Genomic DNA, 22,793 nt, shown 5'->3' on the forward strand with positions numbered 1-22,793 from the left:
AATGTGGAGGCAGGTGTATTTTTTTGTAAATCAGATACTTATATAGTCTGGCATGGTTTTGATCTGAATGAATGTGTAAACCGAATAACCCATGCTTAAGAATTATCTTAAAACAGCAATTAGAAACCTTTCACGTAATAAGATCTATGGTATCCTGAATGTGTTGGGTTTAGCGCTAGGAATTGGATGCGCTCTGGTGATTTACAAAGTTATTGTCTACGAAAATAGCTTTGATAAGCATCAGGAACATTTCGAAAACATCTATCGAGTGGTTGGTCAGGGTATTCGGGCAGGTGATGTTTCAAAAGGTATGGGCACACCTCACCCTGTTGGTCCTGCTTTAAGAGAGGATTATCCGGATATTGAAAATGTTGTTCGTACCCATTATGATTATGGAGATCAGATCAATGTAAAAGACGGGGTTGATATAAAAAAATTTCTGCTTGAAGAAGGGGTTGTTTATACTGAGAATGCTTTCTTCAAAATATTCAGCATTGAATTTCTGGCTGGAGACAGCAAGACAGCTCTTACCGAGCCAAACACCGCAGTGATTTCTGCATCTCAGTCCCGAAAACTTTTTGGATTAAGTGAGGGCGAGGAGTCCAAAGCGATGGGCGTAACTTTCAATGTTGGTAATCTAATTGATTACAAGGTTGTAGGAGTTATCGCTGACCCTCCTGAAGCAACTAACTTTCCTTTTACTGTTCTTTTGGAATATAATGGGCAGGCTGCCAGCAACCCCTATTTTGGTGAAGGGAAACGATGGAATTCAACGGCTTCAAATACAAATACATACATTCTTGTAGGAGATGATTTTAACCAGGAAGCATTCGACACCAAGCTAATAGACTTTGTGGAGAAACATTACGAAGAAGAGGCCTCTGAAAGAAGAAGGTTTGTCACTCAGCCTTTGGCTGATATTCACTTCGATGATGAATACGGAAACTATGTATATTCCACATCTCCGGCACTCATAAAAGCTCTTGGTATCATCGCCATCTTTCTGGTGTTGACAGCATGCATCAACTTTATCAACCTTGCTACCGCTCAGGCGGCCAATAGATCTAAAGAAATAGGCATTAGAAAAGCAATAGGAGGCTACTCGAGACAGTTGGTTATTCAATTTTTTACTGAAATAACATTGATCACCCTGGTAGCATTATTTTGTTCACTGGCAATCGCTGAGTTTTTATTTGTTCAACTGGAAGACGTTATCAGCACGCGTTTAACATTGGATTTATTTTCCGGATTTGAAACCATCGGTTTTCTACTTATTCTTTTGGTTTTGGTCAGTTTTCTCTCAGGGTTTTACCCATCCATCTTGCTTAGCGGGATGAATACGGTTAAAGCTTTGAAAAGTAAGATCACTGCCAGGGAGCATTCCGGAGGACTTAATCTTCGCAAGGCCCTAGTGGTTGCTCAATTCACCATTTCCCAGTTTTTGATCATTGGCACGGTTATCATTTCTGCACAGATGAGATATTTCATAGAAAAAGATCTGGGTTTTGAAAAAGAGGCAATTATAAAAAGCTATCTACCTGAACGCGACGAAGTAAAAAACGCTCGGTTTAAGGCTATGATGCTCGAAAATCCCTCCATTCAAAATGTGACTTTTTCGTTGAGCTCACCCACCGGGAACTCGAATTCTCATTCAAATTTCAACTACCCACCTTTGGATATTGAAGAGGACTATAATGCCAGCTTCAAACCAGCAGATGAGCATTATATGTCTCTCTATGGATTGGAACTTCTTGCAGGTAGAGATCTTCGAAAAGACGATAGCTCGAATTATGTTATTATCAATCAGCAAATAGCTGATCTAATGGGTTTTAAAGACAATTATGAAGGAGCAATTGGAGAACGACTTACTACCGGATGGAGAGGAGATAAAAAAGTTATTGGAGTGATGAAGGATTTTCACTCTCAGGATTTGAGCGAAGGGTTTCAGTATGTGATGCTCTTGAGAGATCCCGAAGTGTATTACGAGGTTGCTTTTAAAACGAAAGATGGGGTCAATGTCAAGCAAGCCATCACGCATTTTGAGGATACATGGGAGAAGGTGTACCCCGAGTATGTGCAGAACTGGCAGTTTTATGATGAGGAGCTGGCTGAAAACTATGAGCAAGAACAAAGTGTGGCGACACTAATGACTACTTTTTCTGCAGTATCCATAATCATTGGGTGTTTAGGATTGTACGGGCTGATTGCCTTTATATCTGCAAACCGAACCAAAGAAGTGGGTATTAGAAAAGTACTAGGGGCCTCAGTGCTTGGAATCATAGGGAAGTTTACCAAAGAAGTTTTTGTACTTGTGATTGTTGCATTTTTGATTGCAGCTCCTGTCGCTTATTATATTCTAAATCAGTGGTTGAACGATTATGAATTCAGGATTGAAATAGGATTTGAATTCTTTGCATTGGCATTTCTAGTCACGTTGCTAATCGCAGCATTGACTGTGAGTCATCGTACAATCAGTACGGCTTTAATCAATCCGGCCACTACATTGAAAGACGAATAAATCAGGTTTTAAGGACAGTCTGGTGAATGAAATTTCATCAGGCTGTCTCTTTATAAAATTTGACACAGTGGCCTGCCAAACTTTCCATATATTTGACGGATTCGCAATTTTGCAACACCTGATATATGAGTAAAGAACAGTTTAGTAACCGATGGGGCATAGTGCTTGCTGCACTAGGTATGGCCATCGGTGCTGGGAACCTCTGGCGCTTTCCGAGACTAGCCGGTCAATATGGTGGCTCCTTCATTCTACTATGGATATTGTTTTTGTTTATTTGGTCCATTCCTCTTTTACTTTCTGAGTTTGCAATTGGTAAAAAATTTAAAAGTGGAGTTATAGGAAGCTTCGCTCAGTTTGCCGGAAAGAAATATACATGGATGGGATTTTTTATTACCATCTGCACTTTGGGAATTGCCTTTTACTATTCGATCGTTACTGCCTGGTCCTTTAGATACCTGACCTTTTCATTAGGAAACCTCTTCAAGGAAGCAACGCTTCAGGAGTCGCTGCAGGCGAATCCCGATTACCTGGCCAACTTTTGGAATGGGATTTCCAATGGCGATTGGATTACAGTCATCGTGTATATCTGTGTGATATTTCTGGCAGCATTCATTTTGATACGTGGAGTGAAAAATGGATTGGAAAAAGCTAATAAACTACTTATTCCGAGCCTCTTTATTTTGCTTATCATTATCGTAATCGTTTCCCTAAATATGGAGGGTGGTGTCCGTGGGTTAGAATATATGTTTGCGATCGATTGGACCCTGTTTAGCAACCCGACAATCTGGATTGAGGCTTTGTCCCAATCTGCATGGAGCACAGGAGCAGGCTGGGGGCTCATGATGACCCTTTCAGCTTTTTCCAGAGATAATGAAGATGTGACACTCAATACATTCATTGGAGCCTTCGGCAATAATACTGCATCACTGCTTTCAGGAATGGCAATTTTGCCTGCCGTATTTGCCTTAGCTGCATCAGATGCTGAAGCTATTTCTTACTTACAGACCGGAAATCAAGCATTGACATTTACCATTATTCCAATGCTCTTCGCCAATATACCCGGAGGTGACTACCTGTCTGCACTATTCTTTTTGGCACTTTTTGTAGCCGCTTTTAGCTCATTGTTGCCTATGATCGAGCTGTTTCTGCAAAATGTTGCTGACTTAAATATTTCTAAGAGAAAAACACTAGTTGTAGTGATCGTTTGCTTCATTGCATTCGGTTTCCCTTCGGCATGGTCACTCAATTACTTTTCCAATCAGGATTGGGTATGGGGTGTTGGATTAATTGTTACCGGCTTGTTCATTTTGATAGGAGTGGCAATGAATAGCCCAGTAAAATTCAAAGAATCAACGATTGATGTCGGATCAGATATGATACTCCCTTCCGGTTTTTTTAAGTTTGCAATCTTCGCAAATATCGCAGTTGGCTTTTTTCTTATTTACTGGTGGTTGTCTCAGGATTATAGTTCCACATGGTTCAATGAAGAAGGTCAATGGGATCTCTTTGGAGTATATAGCAATGCATCTACCATCACCCAGTGGGGGATAGTGATTATCGCAGGATTGATTTTAAATGGATATTTATACAAGAAATTTGTGAAGCAATGAGCACAGGAGCAATCATCAGTATGATCGTCATACTTACGGTAGTCGTAGGTGGCTTCCTTTATTTTTTAACCAGAGCAATCAAAAAAGAACGTAATATCAATGGATAAAATTGACCCGCTAAATCAGGTAGCAGATTTTCACAGAACATTCAGACATCCTATTCTAGACAATCCACAAATTCCTTCGGCAGACCGATGCAAACTTAGGGTGTCTCTCATAGCTGAGGAACTCAAAGAACTGCAGGAAGCAATTGATGATAATGACCTGGTAGAAATTGCTGATGCACTATGTGATATTCAGTATGTACTTTCCGGTGCGGTCCTTGAATTTGGTCTTGGCGATAAATTCAAAGAGCTATTTGAAGAAGTGCAACGCTCTAATATGAGCAAGGCTTGCAAAACAGAGGAGGAAGCTCAAAAAACCGTGGAATATTATAAGAAGGAAAAAGACACTGAAGGATACTATGAAAAAAGAGACGGTAAGTATCTGGTCTTTAGAAAAGGTGATAATAAAACGTTGAAATCAATCAATTATTCACCGGCTGATCTAAAATCTATTTTAGAAAAGTAGGGGGTCTGCAGTAACGATTGTTTATAATTCGTTATGCGAAAGTCACTTACAGTTGTACTGCTATCTTTAATTGTCTTTGCAGGTAATTGTCAAACGATCAGGATCCTATTTGTTGGCAACAGTCTGACTTACACTAATAATTTACCCAACCTGGTTGAAAAGGAGGCAAAGAAGCGAGGATTCAAGCTTAAAACAACATCACTTGCGTTTCCCAATTACGCCATCATTGATCACTGGAACGATGGCGAGTTACAAAAACGTATCATGAGCAAAAATTATGATTACGTAGTGGTCCAGCAAGGGCCATCATCACAAGCCCAGGGCCGGAAAATGCTAATAGAAGATGGAGCGAAACTGAAAAAACTGTGTGATAAATACGATGTGAAGCTGGCGTACTTTATGGTCTGGCCGTCCCAAACATATTATCACACGTTTGATGGAGTAATTAAAAATCACCGAGATGCCGCTACGGAGAATGATGCGATTCTTTTTCCAGTAGGTGAGGCATGGAAAGCATACCTTGAAAAAAACAACGATTACTCTCTATATGGAGCGGATGGATTTCATCCTTCTCCCAAAGGGAGTCGTTTAGCCGCTCAAGTCATAGTAGATACACTTTTTGGAGATGGATAATTTGAAAAAGTTTGCAGACTTGCCAATTAGATTGGCAGTTGGATTTCATCTAATCTACGGCACTCAGGATAATGTGTTTTCATGGGATAGGATGCTGGAGTTTAGAGATTTTCTTGAGTTATTCGGATTTCCACTACCCTTGGTGGCGGCGGTCACCTCTGTTTATGCCCAGTTTATATGTGGAATACTCTTCATTGTTGGGTGGAAAGTGAGAGAGGCAGGTGTTCTTATGACTTTCAATTTTCTGGTAGCCATCATGATGGTACACTTAGCCGATCCTTACCCGAACGTTTACCCAGCCATCTCGATGCTGGCCGGGGCTGTATTTCTTATATTAAATGGATCGGGAAATTTAAGTGTTGAACACTGGCTTAAACAAAAAAAGACGACTAGCTAAAGTCGTCTTCTGTAGAGTAGGTGATTTAGTGTAGTCCTAGTTTACTTTGGTCATGTATACGTTTCTATCCCGCTCATGTTCATCGCTAACAAGAATGCCATCAATTAATTTCCACTCATCATCATCTGAGGTGATATGAAAATCGTCATCATCGTCTTCAATATCATCAATGATAAGATACCCTCGTTTGTTAATGTACCAGGAACCTCTTTCAGTCTCTGTTTCACCGTAGGCGTTTACAGTTATTTTCAGGTCATTGTCTGATTGGAACTCAAAGTAGATTTCAATATCCTCCATGATTCCTCCAACAAATCCTGAAACCGCTTTAATAAAAATCTCTTCCAGCATCGAATCGGCATCCTCTGCCTCCTCTTCCATTTCCTCTTCAATATCAATGACCAGCTTCCAGGTTCCAATGATATCTTTCTCTTTTACGCGTTGTGCATCTGCTATAAATGCGATGCAAAGAGCGAATACAAATAATGCAATTGTCTTTTTCATTTTGGTTGTATTTTGTTATGCAAGGTACTAGTTATACTCAAATGACTTTAAAAGGTTTCGTATGCCAGGAACTATCTACTACTGATCACTATTTTATACCTTTGCAGACGGATTTTTAAAGAGAATTATGTTTGATAGTTTAAGTGTAAAACTGGATCGAGCGTTTAAGACGCTAAAAGGGCAAGGACAGATCACCGAGATCAACATTGCTACCACGATTAAGGAGATCAGAAGGGCGCTGGTAGATGCCGATGTAAACTATAAGGTAGCGAAGGATGTAACCGATAAGATCAAAGAGGAAGCACTTGGTCGTGATGTATTGATTGCTGTTTCACCGGGTCAATTACTCACAAAAATTGTTCAGGAAGAGCTCACCAAGTTGATGGGTGAGACCAACGTTCCCATCAGTGCAGAAGGAAATCCAAACACAATTCTTATATCCGGACTTCAGGGATCGGGTAAAACCACTTTTAGTGGAAAGCTAGCTAATCACCTCAAAAAGCAAGGGCGAACCGTCCTGCTGGCTGCATGTGATATCTATCGTCCGGCTGCAATCGATCAGTTAAAAGTCTTAGGCGAGCAGATAGGAGTGGAGGTTTATGCAGAGCCGGAAAACAAGGATGCGGTAAAGATCGCGAAGAATGCCATTAAATATGCCAAGGACAATGGAAAGAAATCGCTGATCATAGATACAGCGGGTCGTCTGGCGGTAGATGAGCAGATGATGAATGAGATATCGGATCTCAAGGAGGCTGTGAAACCGGCAGAGACACTCTTCGTTGTTGATTCCATGACAGGGCAGGATGCGGTGAATACAGCTGCCACTTTCAACGAACGATTGGATTTTGATGGAGTAGTTCTTACCAAACTTGATGGTGATACACGTGGTGGTGCTGCTCTATCAATTAGAAAAGAGGTAGAAAAACCAATCAAGTTCATTTCCACTGGTGAGAAAATGGATGCGATTGACTTATTTCATCCCGATCGTATGGCTAGCAGAATCTTGGGTATGGGTGATGTGGTCAGTCTGGTGGAACGTGCTCAACAAAACTACGACGAGGAAGAAGCACGTCGTATCAATAAGAAAATCCGAAAGAATCAATTTGGATTTGATGACTTCCTGGCTCAGATGGAGCAGATGAAGAAGATGGGTAGCATGAAGGATTTGCTAGGAATGATCCCGGGGATGGGTAAGGCTATCAAGGATATTGATATCGATGATGATTCACTGAAACCCATTGAAGCGATCATTAAGTCCATGACTCCTAAAGAACGTACTCAGCCAGAAATTCTCAATGGCACGCGAAAGCAACGTATTGCTAAAGGTAGTGGTACTTCTATTCAAGAAGTAAACCAATTACTAAGGCAATTTGAACAGATGCGAAAGATGATGAAAATGATGAATAAGTCAGGAGGGAAGCGTGCTCTAGCCAACATGCTTGGTGGCATGAAATAATTTTTCATTCTGACCAAAAGCACCTTCTGTACTGATATATATCCTATTTCAGGTACCTAAGACTTGGTAGTTTGGGGACATAACCAACTTTCTGAGTCATGAAGAAGATTATAGTACCCACTGATTTTTCGAAGCTATCAGGATATGCCCTTGAATTCGCTCTTAAGATAGCTAAACCGCTAAGGGCAGAGGTTAAAGTATTGCATCTTGAAGAAATTCCTGTAGGAGATTTATCCTTGCACCTTTCTGGAGAGGCCGGGGGAAGTCACGTCTCTGATGATGCATTGTATAATGCTCAGTTGTTTAGATCAAATAGACGAAAGCTTGGCAAGATTGAAACAGATTATACATCCGAAGATGTAAATGTAAGTTCAAGTCAATATGGTGGTGGATTTTTAAAGGGCTTGGTACATTACATTGATAAACATGGAGGGGATCTTGTAGTAATTGGAACAACTGGTGAAGAAAGTATTCAGGAGTTTTTTAGTGGAAATCACACTGAACAACTTATTGAGCACTTGAGTGTACCGATCATTTCATTGCAGGACCAGCAGTTTCATAACATCGAGGACATTGTACTTGGGCTGGACATTGAAGATGAAAAATATACCAAGCAAGTATTTGAGCAAGTCAAAGTGATAACAGATCCTTTGGGAGCATGCCTACATATTGTGGACATAACAAAATCAACCAACGATGACCAGTTACTACAACGCCTGAACAAGATTGCCAAAATCGCCGGTCTTTCAAACTACATGGTTGATGTAATAGAGGATAACAAAGCTTGCGATGCACTTCTTAATTATGCTGATGGAACTGATGCAAGTTTAATTATCACTCTGACAGAGGCAAGGTCCGGATTTCATCGCTTCTTACAGCACTCGTTTGCAACAAGGCTTACAAAGAAGTCTTCTATACCTGTGATGACAATTAACAAAGCAAAGATTTAATTATTGAAATGGTTGGACATCTATTAAGCTGTTAGGGGGTTTGACCGAATGAATATGTTCTGAGTAGTTATGTGCTGGAATATAAGTACTTCGTCGAAGTTACAATCCCCTTTTAATGAGTCTTTAGTATTTTCGATTCCTATTGAATTTTTTAATGAATCCCCGCCGTGCAGAAGGCTATTTTGTGTTGTTTTTATGGGTTTCTTTCCCTCATTCAGTCGTATTCTTTTGGTCAGGAATATCGTCAGAATATTCTTAATGTTTCTTCAAGAGGTGGACTTTCTCAGAATACAACTACAGCTATCGTTCAAGATTCACAGGGATTTTTATGGGTTGGCACACAAGACGGCCTCAATCGATATGATGGATATGAGTTTAAGGTCTTTCGATCAAAAGAAGATGACACAACCCAACTGACCAATAATTATATACGTACGATAGCCATTGATGCAAATGAAGATTTATGGTTAGGTACACAAATAGGTCTTAATAAATACGACAATAAAAAGGGCATTTTTCGTCATTACTTAACAGGGGATCATTCCATAATGGAAGACTCAAGGTGGGTCATTACGGATATTATGCTGCAAGGGGATGAACTTTGGGTTGGGACGGAAAAAGGGTTGTTGCATGCATCTAGCCTGACAAATCCAGATTTCAAAGTGTATAATCAAATTCCTGATGATTCTGAGATCATTGATATGGTCATGGATAAATCAGGATACTTATGGATCGCAACAGGAAGTGGTGATATTTATGCAATCAGCGATACTAGCGCCTACAGACTAAAAATTGAGCAATGGAATCGTAATCTTACTATTGGGTGTATCAATGTCTTTGACAATCAGATTTGGATTGGAGCTAGTAATGGGCTTTGGTCTATTCCACGAAATGAGATTTTTCTGAAAGAAGAAAAAATAGTGGTGATACCTCAAAGCAAGGTAAAGGGATATGTACCACCAGTAGGTGTATTTGATGTTCAATCAGTATTCCAGGATAGCTACGGAAAAGTTTGGATTGGTACACATTTGGAAGGAGTATGGCTACTCGATCCAAAAAGAGAAAGCATCACACCTGTAAAGGATGATCAAAATAGCCTTGGACTTTTAAAAGGAATATCTGTAAACGAAATATTTGAAGATGCATATAGAAATATTTGGGTAGGGACAGTTGAAACGGGCCTTTTCAAAATCCAGCAAGTAAGTAAAAGATTTGGTCTGCTTAGATCAAAGTCTGATCAGGAATCAGGTTTAACGAGCAATCGTATTCGAGGATTAATGGAGAAAGATGATGCCCTATGGGTTGGAAGCTCTAAAGGCATAACTATTTTTAATCGAGACCTAGAGAATTTAAAAACTCTTTTTAGCGATCCAAATAATCCAAACACCCTCAGTAGTGATGACATTAAGGCTATAGAAAACGACCGATTTGGAAATGTTTGGGCGGGCACCAATAACGGGCTAAACAGAATTTCAATGCCTAATTATCAAATTCAAAGGTTTTATGCAAGTGACGAGCAATTGAATCAATTGATTTTTGAAAACCGAGTTCGATGTATTAGTTCTTTAAGTGATGGAAATATTTGGGTAGGTACTTACGGGGGTGGAATATCCGTTATTGATCCTGCTAATTCTCAATTGTTGTCTAGATATTATCATGACTCAGAAGACACGACTTCCATTTCGAGTAATAATATTATGAATATTTATGAGGATTCTCGTGGGACCATCTGGGCTTCAACTTATGGCGGTGGGCTGAATTGGTTAAATGACAAAGGGGATGAATGGTATCAAATAGGAAATAAGAAGAAAACGAAGTTCCCACAATTGCTATCAAGTATTAATGAAGATAAAAAAGGCTTTCTTTGGATAGGAACGTATGGAAATGGTGTCATCAAATTGAATATAAAGGATTTCACCTACTCAATTTTATCAGAGTCAAATGGTTTGAGCAACAATGTTACTTATGCTGCTATTCCTTTAAAAGAGCATGTGTGGATTAGTACAAATTTTGGAATCAATAGGTACCATCAGTCAACAGGCACATTTACCACTTACAATGTTACTGATGGCCTTCAAGGGAATGAATTTAATACCAACTCTTATTTATTAAGTGATTCAGGTGAAATTTTCTTTGGTGGTATTAATGGGCTAACGTTTTTCTATCCCGATAGTATTACGGAAAGCAAATCAACACCTGATATTGCATTTACTGACCTTCTAATATTTAATATGCCCGTTGCTCCCGGTGAAGTGATCGTTAAAGGAGAGCCTCCGATTAAACAACTTATTCGAGATTCGACGGATGTGGTTCTTAGTCATTATCACAATGTATTTACCATTGAGTTCACTGCACTGGATTTTGTGAACCCAGAGGACATTAGATATGCGCATCGGCTGGTTGGATTTGAGGATAATTGGATTTATACTAAAACAGATCAAAGAAGTGCTACTTATACGAATCTTAAACCTGGCACATACGAGTTTCAACTAAAAGCATCAAACAATGATGGAAATTGGAATCATAAGCCCATTACACTCTTTATTAAAATCAATCCCAGTATTTGGGAAACCTATTGGTTTAGGTTTTCACTTGTTGCTTTCTTAATAGGAATAAGTGTGATGATTATATCGAATAGAATTAATAAAGTCGAGAGAAGAAAAACGTTTCTGGAAGAACAGATAGACAAGCATACAAAAGAGATATCAGAGCAGAATAAACAGCTGAAAAGATCATCCGATCGATTAAAAAATTTGAATCGGAAAAAGGATCAAATGTTTTATCTATTGGCTCATAATGTGCGAGCTCCACTAACTACTCTAAAGGCACTTTTCTATCACTATACTTCGAATAAAAATAATGGATTGAATGTATTAGATGATTTTCTTGATGGTCTAAATCAGAATGTATCCGAATCCATCCAACTGCTGGACAATACCTTCTATTGGTCAAAGTTGCAATTTGATGATCTTTATATCACCAATGAAAAAATAGTATTAACAAAACTCATTGATGAGGCACTAAGGAATTTCGATAAGCAGTTGGTCGACAAGAATATTTCAATTGTAAATACATTGGATGAAATCGAGCTAAGAAGCGATCGTAAAATGCTATTGGTGATCATAAATAACCTGATTAAAAATGCAATCAAATACAGCTACCCTAATTCATCCATAAATATAAAATCGGAAATAGGCACAGTATCTATCAAATTGAGTATTGAAGACCATGGGATAGGCCTGACGGAAGAAGAGGTAAACAATGTATTCAATGAAGAACGGAACATCAATCGCTTAGGCACTACCAAAGAAAAAGGAACCGGTCTTGGCTTATTACTTAGCTATAAATTAGCCCAAAGATTAGGGTGTAACTTAAGTGTGCAAAGTGGCAATACCCTGACTAGGTTTTCTTTGGAAATACCAAAGTAATTACTTCTGATAGGTTACGGCTTTAACTGCTTCAATGGTTCTTTCTACGTTTGGTAATACCTCCTCAATTAAGGTTGGAGCATAAGGTAGAGAAACATCTTTATTTGTAATTCTGTGAATAGGTGCGTCTAACCAATCAAAAGTGTTTCGCTGTACGTGATGACTGATTTCAGAAGAAATGGAAGACAATGGCCATGCTTCCTCCACAATCACCAATCGATTGGTTTTCTTTACCGACTCAACGATGGTGTTATAGTCGATTGGTCTTACAGACCTCAGGTCAATCACCTCAGCTTCTGTTCCTTCTTTAGCAAGTTCCTCAGCAGCTTGATTGGCCACTTTCATCATTTTACCGAAAGAAACGATTGTAACATCAGACCCATCCCTTACCACATTGGCCTGACCAATTTCAAGTAGGTATTCTTCTTCAGGTACTTCACCCTTGTCACCATACATCAACTCTGATTCCATGAAGATAACAGGATTGTCGTCCCTGATAGCAGTCTTCAAAAGACCTTTAGCATCGTATGGATTGGATGGTACAACTACCTTGAGTCCTGCTGTATTGGCATACCAGTTTTCAAAATTTTGTGAATGCTGCTGACTTAGCTGTCCGGCATTTCCGGTAGGTCCACGAAAAACGATTGGTACGTTATATTGTCCTCCGGACATGGACAGCATTTTTGCTGCACTATTGATCACCTGATCAATCGCAACAAGAGAAAAGTTGAACGTCATGAATTCGATAATCGGGCGAAGACCATTCATGGCAGCTCCCACACCAACACCAGCAAAGCCAAGCTCAGTAATTGGCGTATCGATTACACGCTTAGGCCCAAATTCATCCAACATACCCTGGCTTACTTTATAAGCACCATTATACTCAGCTACTTCTTCACCCATGAGGAAGATATTTTCATCTCTTCTCATTTCTTCGCTCATAGCTTCACCAAGTGCTTGTCTAAACTGGATTTCTCTCATTGTGTCAACCGTCGTTTTTTCGGTGTGCTAAATTAATGATGAACGGGCGATTATCTGCTCATTTTTTTAGGCTTTTCATGAATGTTAAACGCAATAGGGCATAAAAAAACCCCGCAAATGCGGGGTTTGATTCTTTAAAAGAAGGGTTGAATTACTTAACCGCTTCGTTTACTGCGTCTGCATAGTTTGTGAACTCAAGATCGTTCAATGCCATATCCTTGTAAGATGGTTCAGCATCAACTGCTTTCTTAAGGTTTGATCCTACTTCAGAAGCGTTGTTTTGTCTTGCGGCAGAAACAGCTAGTAGATAGTAAGCATCAGCTCTTTCAACTTGCTTGAATTCAGCGTCAGCCATGCTGTAGTCTCCGCTTAGCAAATGTGCAAGTCCTCTGTCTACCATTACGTTATCGCTGTTAGTAGCAGATGCGAATGAAGCTTTTGCTTTGTCATACTCAGCCATTCTCACTTCAACAGCACCTTTCATTGCATTTACTCTTCCATTGATGTCATTAGACGAAGAGCTAACGCCATTAAGCGTTTCATACGCAGCAGCATAATCTCCTTGAAGAACCTGAACAGCAGCCATGTTTGACTGAACCTCGGGAGCAGAGCCCATTTTGTTCATTGCAATTTCAAGTTGAGTAGCAGCACCATCAAGCTTAGAAGCATCACCTCTTTTAGCCATCTCAATGTGAGCAGCTGCAAGGTTATTGTGTGCTTGCCACATGCCTGACTTATCAGCAGCAGCCTTGTAAATAGCAGCTTTTTCTTCCAGAGAAGGAGTAAGCGTAGCGCTGAACATCAACTCTTCAATAGAAAGAGTATCAGCGTCTGCCTCACCATTTACGATAGCCTTAGCTAGTACAGCAATCTCTGCATTGGACTTCTTAGGCTTAACTGTCAAAACTTCAGTTTGAGCAGATCTTAAGCCTGGGTAGATGTCTTTGAATACTTTCTTGTAAGTAGAAAGTTTCTGCATCTCTTTCTCTTTCTCTACGAAAGAACCAGATCCATTGATGATGTTTGTGTACTGACCTTTCTCATCATCGCTAATGCCATCATATGCAGCTAGAGCAGCTTTGAAAGCACTCCAGTCCTGGATAACAGGCTTGAGGATAAAGTCGATAGAATCAGCTGCACCTTTATAATCGTATCGATCCATTCTGTTTCTGTAGAATTTCTCGATTTCTTTCGCACGATTTTCAGATAGATCGCTGTTGATTGTTTCAGAACCTTCTGGTGAGTGAGTACCTGTGATGGTAACAGTTCTGGTAACGTTTTTCTCAGCAATAAAAGCACTCAGCTCATCTCTCTTAGCTCGGTTTGTTTTTCCATCGTAAGAAAGAGATGTTCTAAGGTTTGATCTTCCCTGATCAAAGTAGAAGTTAACATTGGTAGGAATCAATTCCTCTTTGTCATTGTAACCATGCTCTGCATAAGAGACCATTGCTATGTCCTTAACCCATTGAGAAGTCATAACCAAACCTTGAGCAACTGCTAGTCGTTCGGTTTCTTTGGTTTTTCCATTTCTCGTGTCAGTAGCAACGCCTTGTACGTAAAGCGTACCCGGGTTCATACCTTCCTGGTAAGGGAAAGAAAAGTTTTCAACTTTTCTGGAAGTTGTGCTAGAGCTATTAGGGAAGTCCGAAGCTTGGAATTCAATTGACCCAACGCTTACTTCCTGATCACCATATACGTAAATGGTATTTAGTGTGAAGCTTGTATTTGCTGGAAGAATTTTTGGAGGTAGAACAGCGCTCATTTCAAACGGAACGTTTCCACCGTGTACCTCAAGTGGATTAGGGTCTACCTGAAGATCATTCTCCTGAGCCAATTTTATCATTTTGTCGAGCTTACAACCAGAAAGCAAGATTGCTCCGGCAGCAAAAGCCATGGCTAGGTTAAATTTTTTCATTTGATTCAGTTTTTTTAATTGTACAAACAATAAATAGTATAATTCTTAGTTATAGTGCTCGCAAAATTAATCGAAATTATCATTTAAATGCACTAATAAACCAACTATCTAAAAGATGTATTGTTTATCTTTGTAATAGTATAGCAAATCGTATGCAAGACTTTTTAGAAAAATATGCTTTTGGTGTTTGCACCCGCTTGGGTGAGAAGTTTCGCATACCAACATCGAGCATCAGACTGTTTTTCATCTATGCGTCTTTCCTGACATTCGGTTCTCCGGTTATTATCTATTTGGGGCTTGCGTTTATTATGAACTTTCGCAAGATACTGAGAAGAAGAAATAATACACTTTGGTACTACTAGAGGTCGCTGTAACGCTTATTCCTCTTGAAATAATACTCTAGAATCATAAGCTTAGACTTGGGTGCAGCTGATGTAAACTTTCGCTTTCGGATGTTTCTCCCCAGCCGTGTCACATTTGCTAAGTGAGCTTTGAAAACTGCAATCATGTGCCTTGGCTTTCCCTCAAATAGAAACTTGGTGGCTGCCACCCAGTCCAGAAAAATCCTGACGGGTACTTTCAGGAATAATTTGCTAAGAGGTAAATTTTTTATCAGAAGGCTCAGGCCATTTCTAAAATTAAGGTAAGTTTTAAATGGGCTTGTTTTATTCAATGTACCCCCTCCTACGTGGTAGACTACTGATTTAGGAACAGATTTGATTTTATATCCTATGCTGTTAATACGCCAGCAAAGGTCGATTTCTTCCATGTGGGCAAAGAAATCTTCATCAAAACCACCTGCTTCAAGAAATATTTTACTTCTAATCAGCATGCATGCACCTGATGACCAGAAAATATCAATGGGTTCATTGTACTGTCCTGAGTCAGCTTCCAGGTAATCGAAAATTCGGCCTCTGCAGAAAGGATAACCCAGGAAGTCTATAAAACCTCCACAAGCACCCGCATATTCGAATAATGCACGATGATTGTAGTCTTTAATTTTTGGCTGACATGCAGCATACATTGGATTTTGATCTAAAAACTGCTCTAAGGGATCGATCCAGTTTTCAGTGACTTCAACGTCGGAATTCAGAAGCAAGTAATATTCAGCTTCGACTGATTTAAGCGCCTCATTGTACCCTCCTGCAAAACCATAATTCTTTTCAAGAATAATAAGCTTTACTTGAGGGAATGCTTGTTTTAGGTACTCAACTGAATCATCCGTAGAAGCATTGTCGGCGACATAGATATCTGACTTGCAAGAGTGCTCAATGACTCCAGGAAGAAACTTATCAAGGTAAGTTCTCCCGTTATAATTGAGTATGACAACCGCTGTTTTGGTCATTTACATCATGCCTGACAGGTCCATGCCTGGAATATTTGGCATGAGTCCTTCTGTTGACTTCTTGATATGTTCTTTGGCCTGGATATCCGCATTGGCCACTGCCTTATTTACTGCGGCAATGATCAGGTCTCGCATCATATCTTTATCGTCGGTATTCACCAGTGACTCATCAATTTCCAAACCAATCAACTCTTTGTTGCCATTTGCAGTGGCTTTGACCATCCCACCGCCGGATTCACCCTCCGTTTTGATATCTTTTAGTTGATCCTGGGCCTCTTTCATCTTGGATTGCATCTCCTTCACCTTGCCCATCATTTTCATCATATCAAACATATCCTTCCTATTTTTTAATTAATGCAAAAGTACCTTTTTGTGTTCGCATCTCACCACTCGCTGTTTCAAAGATAATTTCATAGAGATAAGTTCCCTCTTCCACCAACGAGCCATTAAGTGTTCCGTCCCAACCAGTAGTTGGTACGTCTGAGGTATATATCAGTTGACCCCACCGTGTATAAATGTTCGTGGTGGCGGTTTCAGTAGGTAATCCGAAAAGCTCCAAGGTGTCATTCAATCCATCACCATTTGGTGTGAATGCATTAGGCACGTAAATGACCAATTCATGACGTACTGTAACTGCATTAGACCTAAGAACCAGATTGTCAGGGTAGGTGGATGAAGCAGTAACGAACTGTCTTGGACTACCATCTTTTGCATTCAGCTGAACCGAAAAATCTGCCTGATTGATTTCTCCTGTAGTTTGAGAAAAATCATTCCCCGTTTGATACTCATGTGTGGGTGAATCAGTGAGTGAATTTACGGGTGGTGTAAAAACAACCCTGTATTGATTGAGTCCTTCTTTTTCAGTAGCAACAAGTGGAGGATTTGTTTCAGCGCTATACAACACCTGTTCGCAGCTATCTACATAATCTATTCTATACGCATATCTTCGTCCATTAGAACCTATGGGGTCTGTAAATGATGCCGTCTGATCAGAACGAAATTCAAAATCATTATCCTCTAACTTTCGGTAAACTTTAAAGGTCCCAAGATTAACCGGGTCCACATTGATATAGATACCGGAAGAATCATAAGTCGAGTATAACGACTCAAAGGGGGAAAGTGAAAGTTGTGTGGTCTCAGCACAATAATCCTCACCGAAATCAGATGTATTATTGCAAGGGTCGTACGCCTCAACATTTAAGCAGTAGTCGTCATTCCTGTCGAATGGTATGTCAGAAAGGATAATTGTATTTTGTTCCAAATACCCATCAAATATTTTTGAGTTTGAACCCTGGATTAGATTTACTCGGTAATTGGTAAGTGTATCAAAGCTTGCGAGCTCCAGGTAAAGACTAAAAACATCTCTGCACGATTCTTTAATTAATGCTTCTTGTATTTCTGGAGCGCTCAACACCGGAATGGGGGTGATTTCATCAAAGTAGGTTGTACAGATTTCATCCGCATTATTAAAGAAACCTTTTAGCCCGATGGCTTGTGAGTCATTTGAAGCGAAAACAAATGTTGCAGTCTCATTCGAAAGGAGTGTAACAGAGTCATTAACGGTGAAGTACACACGAACACTATCGTAATAAGTGTCTTCAGATGTAACAGACAACTCCAACCCATTGCACTTCCGGTACACAACCTCAGGTTTAAGCGGCTCCAGGGCCTCAACAAAAAGTGTATCTGATTTTTCAACTCCATCCTGACCAATGACCTGCACAATTTGATAGACTCCTGCATCCTGATAGGTAAACGTTTTATTGTTAGTTATGCTAGCCCCCTCAAAGAAGTAGTACTGCCTGGTGATATTCCCAAAAGAGTCGTGTTCACTGATATTGACTGTCATGGGGGCACACCCCCGATCAAAATCGACAGAGAATCGGCCTTTGCTACTAAATACCTGAGCACCGGCAATGATTGGTGCAATCAAAATAAAAACGATATGTAACCAGCGGTATATCAATCAGCTTTTACGAACAAGTATCGTAAAGTTAACCTTTAAAAAGCTGGATTATTTCATCCACTTTCATCGGTTTTTGTTCTCCAGTCTGCATATTCTTCAACATGTATTCCTCTGTCTCCATCTCATTGTCTCCAATAATGAGGGAATAGGGAGTCTGAATTTTATCAGCATAATTGAATTGCTTTTTGATTTTATCGCTAGCTGGATAAAGGTCTGCTTTAATACCAGCATTACGAAGACTCATCACAATCTTCTGTCCGTGTATGAGGTTTGTATCACTGAAATGCACAATCAGGATATCTAAGCGTTGGGAGATTTCATCAGGGAACAGGTCAAGCTCTTCCATTACATCATAGATTCGATCCAGCCCGAACGAAATACCGATTCCGGAAATACCATCCAGACCAAAAACCCCGGTCAGGTTGTCGTACCTGCCTCCGCCACAGATACTCCCCATCTTCACACTGGTAGGTTTTACTTCATAGATCATACCGGTGTAGTAGGAGAGGCCTCTGGCAAGTGAAAGGTCTAATTCTACCTTAAGGCCCTTTTCAGCAAACTGATCAAGACCATCGAAGTATTCAATGACTTCACGAACACCAGGGTTTTCATTATTGATCTCATTTACCTTTTTGATTAATGTAGACCTATCTGATGAAGATAGCAGCTTCATGACTTCAGAAAGCTTCAGCTTGTCTCCACCAAGGGATAGTACATTTTCAATAACCTTATCACTACCGATTTTATCCAATTTATCTATCTCAGCACAGAAAGGAATTTCTTTACCTTTCAAACCAACATAATCTGCTAGCAAGAAAAGGATTTCTCTATGATTGACTTTAATAACATAATCTTCGAGACCCAGATCATTGAATACATCATTGATTAAAAGCGTAAGCTCCATCTCATTCCAGATGGCTTTACCCCCAATAATATCCGCATCGCATTGATAAAACTCTCGATATCGGCCTTTTTGCGGACGGTCTGCGCGCCACACCGGCTGAATCTGAAAGCGCTTGAAAGGGAATGAAATTTCATGCTGATTCATTACCACGAAACGGGCAAAAGGAACGGTGAGATCATATCGAAGACCCTTATCAGCAATCTTTGTGGTAAGGTGCTTGCTTCCCTGAGAATAATCTTCTTCTGATGTTTTGCTGAGATAGTCCCCGGAGTTTAAGATCTTATAAAGTAGCTGGTCACCCTCATCGCCATATTTACCAGTGAGGGTGGAGAGATTCTCGATAGCTGGTGTTTCCAGCTGACTAAAACCATATTTGATAAAGTTGTGCTTGATTTTATCAATGATATAGCTGCGTTTAGCAGAAATTACGGGACCAAAATCACGCGTGCCACGAGGAAGTGTTGGCTTACTTTTAGACATTGAGAATTCGTTTTGGACAAAACTACATAATCCCCTAAATTTGCGGCTCATTTCAGATAAGAAGACCAAGAAAATGGCCGTAACAAGATTAGAACGAAAAGGAAGGAAAAATAAAAATGTCGCGAAGAACCGAGTTGCTACAATGAAGCGACTAAACACGGTTCCTACTATCAAAAACGTAGACATTGAAGAAATAAAAGCTGAATTTGCTAAGAAGGCCAAGGCTAAGAAAGAAGAGCCTAAAGCTGAGAAAGCAACTGCTAAGAAGGAGGAAGCTCCTAAAGCAAAAGCTGCTAAGGCGGAGACAAAAGCAGAGCCGAAGAAGGAAACAAAGAAAGCAGCTCCTAAGAAAAAAGCAGCTCCTAAGGTTGATGCTGAAAAGAAGGAAGCAAAGCCTAAGGCAGAGAAAAAAGAAACAAAGAAAGCCGCACCTAAAAAAGCTGCAGCGAAGAAAAAAGAGGATAAGTAATTATCCTTTATTATCAAGCCAAACAGCCCTGATGGTAACGTCAGGGTTTTTTTGTGCATAAAAAAGCACCGACAAATGCCGGTGCTTGATTAGGTAGATTAAGTGTATTACTCTTCTGTGATGCGTTCTCTGATACGTTTTACCTCCAGTGTAATGTCTCTCATTACATCCTTGGTTAAAACAAAGTCAGGATCGCTTTTCATCTTTTCTTCTATTTCCTGTAAGTCACCTTTATAAAGGCGGTCAAGGATGGACAACTCAGTAATCATGTCGGCAATAGTATCATCAAATGGAAGATCGTTAAGTACCTGAATGATATCCAGTAAAGCCTGCTCTTCACCTAAAACGATTTTCACTAATGGCTCTAAAAGCCGTTCGTTTTCAGGAGTATTGGGATATGTTTCGATGGTGATCACTGCCTGGTAAAGCCCCTCTACAAAACTGCCAGTGAGTGCAAGTCCTGCCATGGTTAGATGGTGATCTTCTTCCATCTTTACACTAGTTTCCAGAAATAGTTTACTTAGAATTTTGGCTATTTCTTCTTCATTTTGATTAGAAATATGCCCTCTAAACTCATTAAGATCATCTTCATTGTAGATAGCAGAATCCCCAAGAAACTCAGCCATTTCATGTGATGCTCTTAAGTAATCGATGCAGTCTTCTTCATGTCCATATGCAGCCAGGTAGCTGATGTCCGAGGCATAAACGCCCATATTAAGTGCCATCTTGTCTCTATTGCTCATATAGCTTTCTATATTATCCAGAGAGTTGATATGCTCTTTGTCAAATCCAGCACCTATGGATTTGAGGGTAAAAGGAACTAACGACGGATCGGGAAGGTCTGCCATCAACTTCTCCAAATCGTGAATGGTCTTTTCTTCTGCTAGTTCTTCTTTTGATTTCTCATTCTCTCCGGAAGAGGAGCTACTGGTGCAGCTATAAAGAAATACTAATAGTGCTATAAGAGTGAATATTTTGCTAGGAGACTTCATAGGATATTGCATCTAAACGTATTCAAGTTTAATGGTTTTTGATTTAAAAAATTCGGAGTTATCAATTTAATGTGAGTAAATGGTCAATTCACATTATACACCAATATCACTTAGAATCCCAGGCAGATCTCGCAATTCACCATCCAGGTAAACCTCTACTTTTGCGTCGATTGTCTGGGAATCTGTGTTAAATGAAAAACTTTCTAAGCCTTCATTAAAAAAAACAGTCACTTCTCCTGGATTGAGAACAATATCCACCATAAAGTCACCCTGATTTACGTTCTGGAGTGGTAAGACACCTTCAGTTTCAATTGTAGCCTGTGTACTCCAGTTCATCACGTAAGTTAACTGCTGGCCTTTGAGTTTAATCATAAGGTCTTTAAATGGCTCCTCGATACGGAAGCTAAACCATGAGGGACCATCGGAATGTAGATTACTAAGTGTACTTCTCCTCTTACTGGCCAGATTATTCAGCACTTCATCAGGAATGTAGGAGCCTTCTGATCTTTTATCGAAAACTACCTTGCTTTTGCCTGAGTTTTCACTTTCACTGCTTGTCGTTCCGCATGCAAACAGCACTACGCCAAGTACCCAAATACCTATTTTTTTTATCATAGAGGAAAGTTAGGCAGAATCTATTTCCTCTTCAATATCAGGGCAGAAATTAACGTAACAATTAATCCAAGGGGTAATATTTCCATCAGTGTCATGGGTACCCGATACAACGGATTTTGATACAGCTCCATCCACTCGTCCATACTAGCTTTTTCTGAGGCGATTTCAGCACTTGAGAGACCTTGCTCCTCCAGATTGGAGATTAAATAGGCCGAATATTTTTCTCCAAAATCAGCCTGAAAGTTAGGGTAGTAGATCTCCCAGCCCAGAACATAGATGAGTGAAGCAATGGATACGATGACTAGTCCTTTCAGAAAAGCCTTTTTAAAAGTGATCTGGCCATTCAATTCTTTGTCACGATATGATTTGATACCAAAAAAAACGGTAGAGAGAGCAATAAGCATGGCGGTATATCCAAGTGTCTCACCCAATGAAAAATCAAAATCTTCCCCTTGAAAAAGGGCATCTAAGACAACCCAACCAATGATATTGATCATGCCTGCCAGTAAACCAAAATAGATAAGTCGTTTCATGTGTTTTATTTTTCGCTCAAATCACCACATTTTTCATCGTTTTGCACTCATCCTTTTGGGTGATTTCATCTAAATCACTCTTTTGAGGGATGAATGAGCGCCATGTCACGGGCCTTTTGAATGGCTTGTGTCCGGCGTTTAACATTCAATTTGGAGTAAATATTTGAAATGTGTGTTTTTGCCGTGTTCAATGACACAAAGAGTTTATCTGCCACTTCCTGATTTGAAAATCCTTCTGCAAGCAATTCCAGAACTTCTACCTCCCGTTTACTAAGTCCCAACTGTGCAGGGTCAAATACATCTTTGGTCTTACGATTGTATAGGTTTGTCCCGACCCAAATACCCATCGAAAGAAACAATAGACCAATGATTGCACCATAGATTTCAATATCTAAATCCCTTATAATTGTTCGGTATTGGATTACTTCCAGTATAATCATCAGGAGACCCATCAAACCACCATAAATCCAGTAGACATTATTGAGTTTCTGAAGCTTTCTCAAAATATTCCTAATTTTCGTCCTTTAAAA

General features: G+C 39.8%; 22 protein-coding genes. 11 read left to right on the forward strand and 11 right to left on the reverse strand.

Annotated elements, in window-relative coordinates:
• Positions 1–91 precede the first annotated feature (91 nt).
• The 6 genes from ACXAH9_RS14745 (at position 92) to ACXAH9_RS14770 (ending at position 5,728) form a co-directional block, all read left to right on the forward strand.
• Positions 92–2,518 (forward strand): ABC transporter permease, encoded by a 2,427-nt coding sequence (locus ACXAH9_RS14745; RefSeq protein WP_474895622.1) that lies wholly within the window; start codon positions 92–94, stop codon positions 2,516–2,518.
• 125 nt (positions 2,519–2,643) lie between these two features.
• Positions 2,644–4,128, forward strand: a complete 1,485-nt coding sequence (locus ACXAH9_RS14750) for a sodium-dependent transporter (RefSeq protein ID WP_474895623.1) — start codon at positions 2,644–2,646, stop codon at positions 4,126–4,128.
• A complete protein-coding gene (locus ACXAH9_RS14755) occupies positions 4,125–4,235 on the forward strand; it encodes a MetS family NSS transporter small subunit (RefSeq protein WP_349562734.1) in 111 nt (36 codons plus the stop codon). Before ACXAH9_RS14750 ends, ACXAH9_RS14755 begins: the two co-directional genes overlap by 4 nt.
• Positions 4,228–4,698 carry a pyrophosphohydrolase domain-containing protein gene (locus tag ACXAH9_RS14760; RefSeq protein WP_474895624.1) on the forward strand — a complete coding sequence of 157 codons (471 nt, stop codon included), beginning with the start codon at positions 4,228–4,230 and terminating at the stop codon, positions 4,696–4,698. Before ACXAH9_RS14755 ends, ACXAH9_RS14760 begins: the two co-directional genes overlap by 8 nt.
• A gap of 33 nt (positions 4,699–4,731) precedes the next feature.
• On the forward strand, positions 4,732–5,331 hold the full coding sequence (locus ACXAH9_RS14765; protein WP_474895625.1) for an SGNH/GDSL hydrolase family protein: 600 nt from the start codon (positions 4,732–4,734) through the stop codon (positions 5,329–5,331).
• Complete coding sequence (locus tag ACXAH9_RS14770; protein ID WP_474895626.1) at positions 5,324–5,728, forward strand: DoxX family protein; 405 nt, start codon at positions 5,324–5,326, stop codon at positions 5,726–5,728. Before ACXAH9_RS14765 ends, ACXAH9_RS14770 begins: the two co-directional genes overlap by 8 nt.
• A gap of 36 nt (positions 5,729–5,764) precedes the next feature.
• Here ACXAH9_RS14770 and ACXAH9_RS14775 read toward each other — a convergent pair whose 3' ends face one another.
• A complete protein-coding gene (locus ACXAH9_RS14775) occupies positions 5,765–6,229 on the reverse strand; it encodes a hypothetical protein (RefSeq protein WP_474895627.1) in 465 nt (154 codons plus the stop codon).
• 127 nt (positions 6,230–6,356) lie between these two features.
• Here ACXAH9_RS14775 and ffh point away from each other — a divergent pair, with 127 nt between their 5' ends.
• The 3 genes from ffh to ACXAH9_RS14790 all read left to right on the forward strand — a co-directional run bounded on the left by ffh (position 6,357) and on the right by ACXAH9_RS14790 (position 12,063).
• Positions 6,357–7,685 carry a signal recognition particle protein gene (gene ffh, locus ACXAH9_RS14780; RefSeq protein WP_474895628.1) on the forward strand — a complete coding sequence of 443 codons (1,329 nt, stop codon included), beginning with the start codon at positions 6,357–6,359 and terminating at the stop codon, positions 7,683–7,685.
• A gap of 98 nt (positions 7,686–7,783) precedes the next feature.
• Positions 7,784–8,635 carry a universal stress protein gene (locus tag ACXAH9_RS14785; RefSeq protein WP_474895629.1) on the forward strand — a complete coding sequence of 284 codons (852 nt, stop codon included), beginning with the start codon at positions 7,784–7,786 and terminating at the stop codon, positions 8,633–8,635.
• A gap of 167 nt (positions 8,636–8,802) precedes the next feature.
• Positions 8,803–12,063 (forward strand): two-component regulator propeller domain-containing protein, encoded by a 3,261-nt coding sequence (locus ACXAH9_RS14790; protein WP_474895630.1) that lies wholly within the window; start codon positions 8,803–8,805, stop codon positions 12,061–12,063.
• On the opposite strand, the gene ACXAH9_RS14795 is transcribed toward ACXAH9_RS14790, so the two are convergent.
• Positions 12,064–13,044: a pyruvate dehydrogenase complex E1 component subunit beta gene (locus tag ACXAH9_RS14795; RefSeq protein ID WP_474895631.1), complete on the reverse strand. Its 981-nt coding sequence runs from the start codon at positions 13,042–13,044 to the stop codon at positions 12,064–12,066.
• 151 nt (positions 13,045–13,195) lie between these two features.
• Positions 13,196–14,959 (reverse strand): tetratricopeptide repeat protein, encoded by a 1,764-nt coding sequence (locus ACXAH9_RS14800; RefSeq protein WP_474895632.1) that lies wholly within the window; start codon positions 14,957–14,959, stop codon positions 13,196–13,198.
• Positions 14,960–15,111: 152 nt separating this feature from the next.
• Between ACXAH9_RS14800 and ACXAH9_RS14805 the strand changes: the two genes are divergently transcribed.
• Positions 15,112–15,321: a PspC domain-containing protein gene (locus ACXAH9_RS14805; protein ID WP_424961243.1), complete on the forward strand. Its 210-nt coding sequence runs from the start codon at positions 15,112–15,114 to the stop codon at positions 15,319–15,321.
• On the opposite strand, the gene ACXAH9_RS14810 is transcribed toward ACXAH9_RS14805, so the two are convergent.
• From ACXAH9_RS14810 to hisS, 4 genes are all read right to left on the reverse strand, one after another.
• Positions 15,318–16,304, reverse strand: coding sequence for a glycosyltransferase family 2 protein (locus tag ACXAH9_RS14810; protein ID WP_474895633.1), 987 nt, complete (start codon positions 16,302–16,304; stop codon positions 15,318–15,320). The two genes, ACXAH9_RS14805 and ACXAH9_RS14810, sit on opposite strands and share 4 nt — an antisense overlap.
• Positions 16,305–16,637 carry a YbaB/EbfC family nucleoid-associated protein gene (locus ACXAH9_RS14815; protein WP_474895634.1) on the reverse strand — a complete coding sequence of 111 codons (333 nt, stop codon included), beginning with the start codon at positions 16,635–16,637 and terminating at the stop codon, positions 16,305–16,307. It abuts the gene before it with no gap.
• Between the two features lie 7 nt (positions 16,638–16,644).
• Complete coding sequence (locus tag ACXAH9_RS14820) at positions 16,645–18,237, reverse strand: gliding motility-associated C-terminal domain-containing protein (protein WP_474895635.1); 1,593 nt, start codon at positions 18,235–18,237, stop codon at positions 16,645–16,647.
• Positions 18,238–18,298: 61 nt separating this feature from the next.
• Entirely contained in the window at positions 18,299–19,654 is a 1,356-nt protein-coding gene (hisS, locus tag ACXAH9_RS14825; RefSeq protein ID WP_474895636.1) for a histidine--tRNA ligase, read from the reverse strand.
• A 40-nt stretch (positions 19,655–19,694) separates the two neighbouring features.
• On the opposite strand from hisS, the gene ACXAH9_RS14830 reads away from it, so the two are divergent.
• Positions 19,695–20,123: a hypothetical protein gene (locus tag ACXAH9_RS14830; RefSeq protein WP_474895637.1), complete on the forward strand. Its 429-nt coding sequence runs from the start codon at positions 19,695–19,697 to the stop codon at positions 20,121–20,123.
• Positions 20,124–20,230: 107 nt separating this feature from the next.
• On the opposite strand, the gene ACXAH9_RS14835 is transcribed toward ACXAH9_RS14830, so the two are convergent.
• The 4 genes from ACXAH9_RS14835 to ACXAH9_RS14850 all read right to left on the reverse strand — a co-directional run bounded on the left by ACXAH9_RS14835 (position 20,231) and on the right by ACXAH9_RS14850 (position 22,766).
• Positions 20,231–21,115 carry a hypothetical protein gene (locus tag ACXAH9_RS14835; RefSeq protein ID WP_474895638.1) on the reverse strand — a complete coding sequence of 295 codons (885 nt, stop codon included), beginning with the start codon at positions 21,113–21,115 and terminating at the stop codon, positions 20,231–20,233.
• A 93-nt stretch (positions 21,116–21,208) separates the two neighbouring features.
• The gene (locus tag ACXAH9_RS14840; protein ID WP_474895639.1) at positions 21,209–21,730 is read right to left on the reverse strand and encodes a hypothetical protein; all 522 of its coding nucleotides are present in this window, start codon (positions 21,728–21,730) and stop codon (positions 21,209–21,211) included.
• A 20-nt stretch (positions 21,731–21,750) separates the two neighbouring features.
• A complete protein-coding gene (locus ACXAH9_RS14845) occupies positions 21,751–22,263 on the reverse strand; it encodes a DUF4199 domain-containing protein (RefSeq protein ID WP_474895640.1) in 513 nt (170 codons plus the stop codon).
• Positions 22,264–22,337: 74 nt separating this feature from the next.
• Positions 22,338–22,766, reverse strand: coding sequence for a response regulator transcription factor (locus ACXAH9_RS14850; protein ID WP_474895641.1), 429 nt, complete (start codon positions 22,764–22,766; stop codon positions 22,338–22,340).
• Between the last annotated feature and the right edge of the window lie 27 nt (positions 22,767–22,793).

The organism is Ekhidna sp. ABH4_415 (genome assembly GCF_056161305.1).

What these genes read in the sequence shown, in the direction of transcription:
- hisS (WP_474895636.1), bottom strand. Translation starts at nt 19,654, where the DNA reads ATGTCTAAAAGTAAGCCAACACTTCCTCGTGGCACGCGTGATTTTGGT.
- ACXAH9_RS14775 (WP_474895627.1), bottom strand. Translation starts at nt 6,229, where the DNA reads ATGAAAAAGACAATTGCATTATTTGTATTCGCTCTTTGCATCGCATTT.
- ACXAH9_RS14815 (WP_474895634.1), bottom strand. Translation starts at nt 16,637, where the DNA reads ATGTTTGATATGATGAAAATGATGGGCAAGGTGAAGGAGATGCAATCC.
- ACXAH9_RS14750 (WP_474895623.1), top strand. Translation starts at nt 2,644, where the DNA reads ATGAGTAAAGAACAGTTTAGTAACCGATGGGGCATAGTGCTTGCTGCA.
- ACXAH9_RS14805 (WP_424961243.1), top strand. Translation starts at nt 15,112, where the DNA reads ATGCAAGACTTTTTAGAAAAATATGCTTTTGGTGTTTGCACCCGCTTG.
- ACXAH9_RS14770 (WP_474895626.1), top strand. Translation starts at nt 5,324, where the DNA reads ATGGATAATTTGAAAAAGTTTGCAGACTTGCCAATTAGATTGGCAGTT.
- ACXAH9_RS14795 (WP_474895631.1), bottom strand. Translation starts at nt 13,044, where the DNA reads ATGAGAGAAATCCAGTTTAGACAAGCACTTGGTGAAGCTATGAGCGAA.
- ACXAH9_RS14835 (WP_474895638.1), bottom strand. Translation starts at nt 21,115, where the DNA reads ATGAAGTCTCCTAGCAAAATATTCACTCTTATAGCACTATTAGTATTT.
- ACXAH9_RS14785 (WP_474895629.1), top strand. Translation starts at nt 7,784, where the DNA reads ATGAAGAAGATTATAGTACCCACTGATTTTTCGAAGCTATCAGGATAT.
- ffh (WP_474895628.1), top strand. Translation starts at nt 6,357, where the DNA reads ATGTTTGATAGTTTAAGTGTAAAACTGGATCGAGCGTTTAAGACGCTA.
- ACXAH9_RS14840 (WP_474895639.1), bottom strand. Translation starts at nt 21,730, where the DNA reads ATGATAAAAAAAATAGGTATTTGGGTACTTGGCGTAGTGCTGTTTGCA.
- ACXAH9_RS14845 (WP_474895640.1), bottom strand. Translation starts at nt 22,263, where the DNA reads ATGAAACGACTTATCTATTTTGGTTTACTGGCAGGCATGATCAATATC.
- ACXAH9_RS14745 (WP_474895622.1), top strand. Translation starts at nt 92, where the DNA reads ATGCTTAAGAATTATCTTAAAACAGCAATTAGAAACCTTTCACGTAAT.
- ACXAH9_RS14765 (WP_474895625.1), top strand. Translation starts at nt 4,732, where the DNA reads ATGCGAAAGTCACTTACAGTTGTACTGCTATCTTTAATTGTCTTTGCA.
- ACXAH9_RS14755 (WP_349562734.1), top strand. Translation starts at nt 4,125, where the DNA reads ATGAGCACAGGAGCAATCATCAGTATGATCGTCATACTTACGGTAGTC.
- ACXAH9_RS14760 (WP_474895624.1), top strand. Translation starts at nt 4,228, where the DNA reads ATGGATAAAATTGACCCGCTAAATCAGGTAGCAGATTTTCACAGAACA.
- ACXAH9_RS14800 (WP_474895632.1), bottom strand. Translation starts at nt 14,959, where the DNA reads ATGAAAAAATTTAACCTAGCCATGGCTTTTGCTGCCGGAGCAATCTTG.
- ACXAH9_RS14810 (WP_474895633.1), bottom strand. Translation starts at nt 16,304, where the DNA reads ATGACCAAAACAGCGGTTGTCATACTCAATTATAACGGGAGAACTTAC.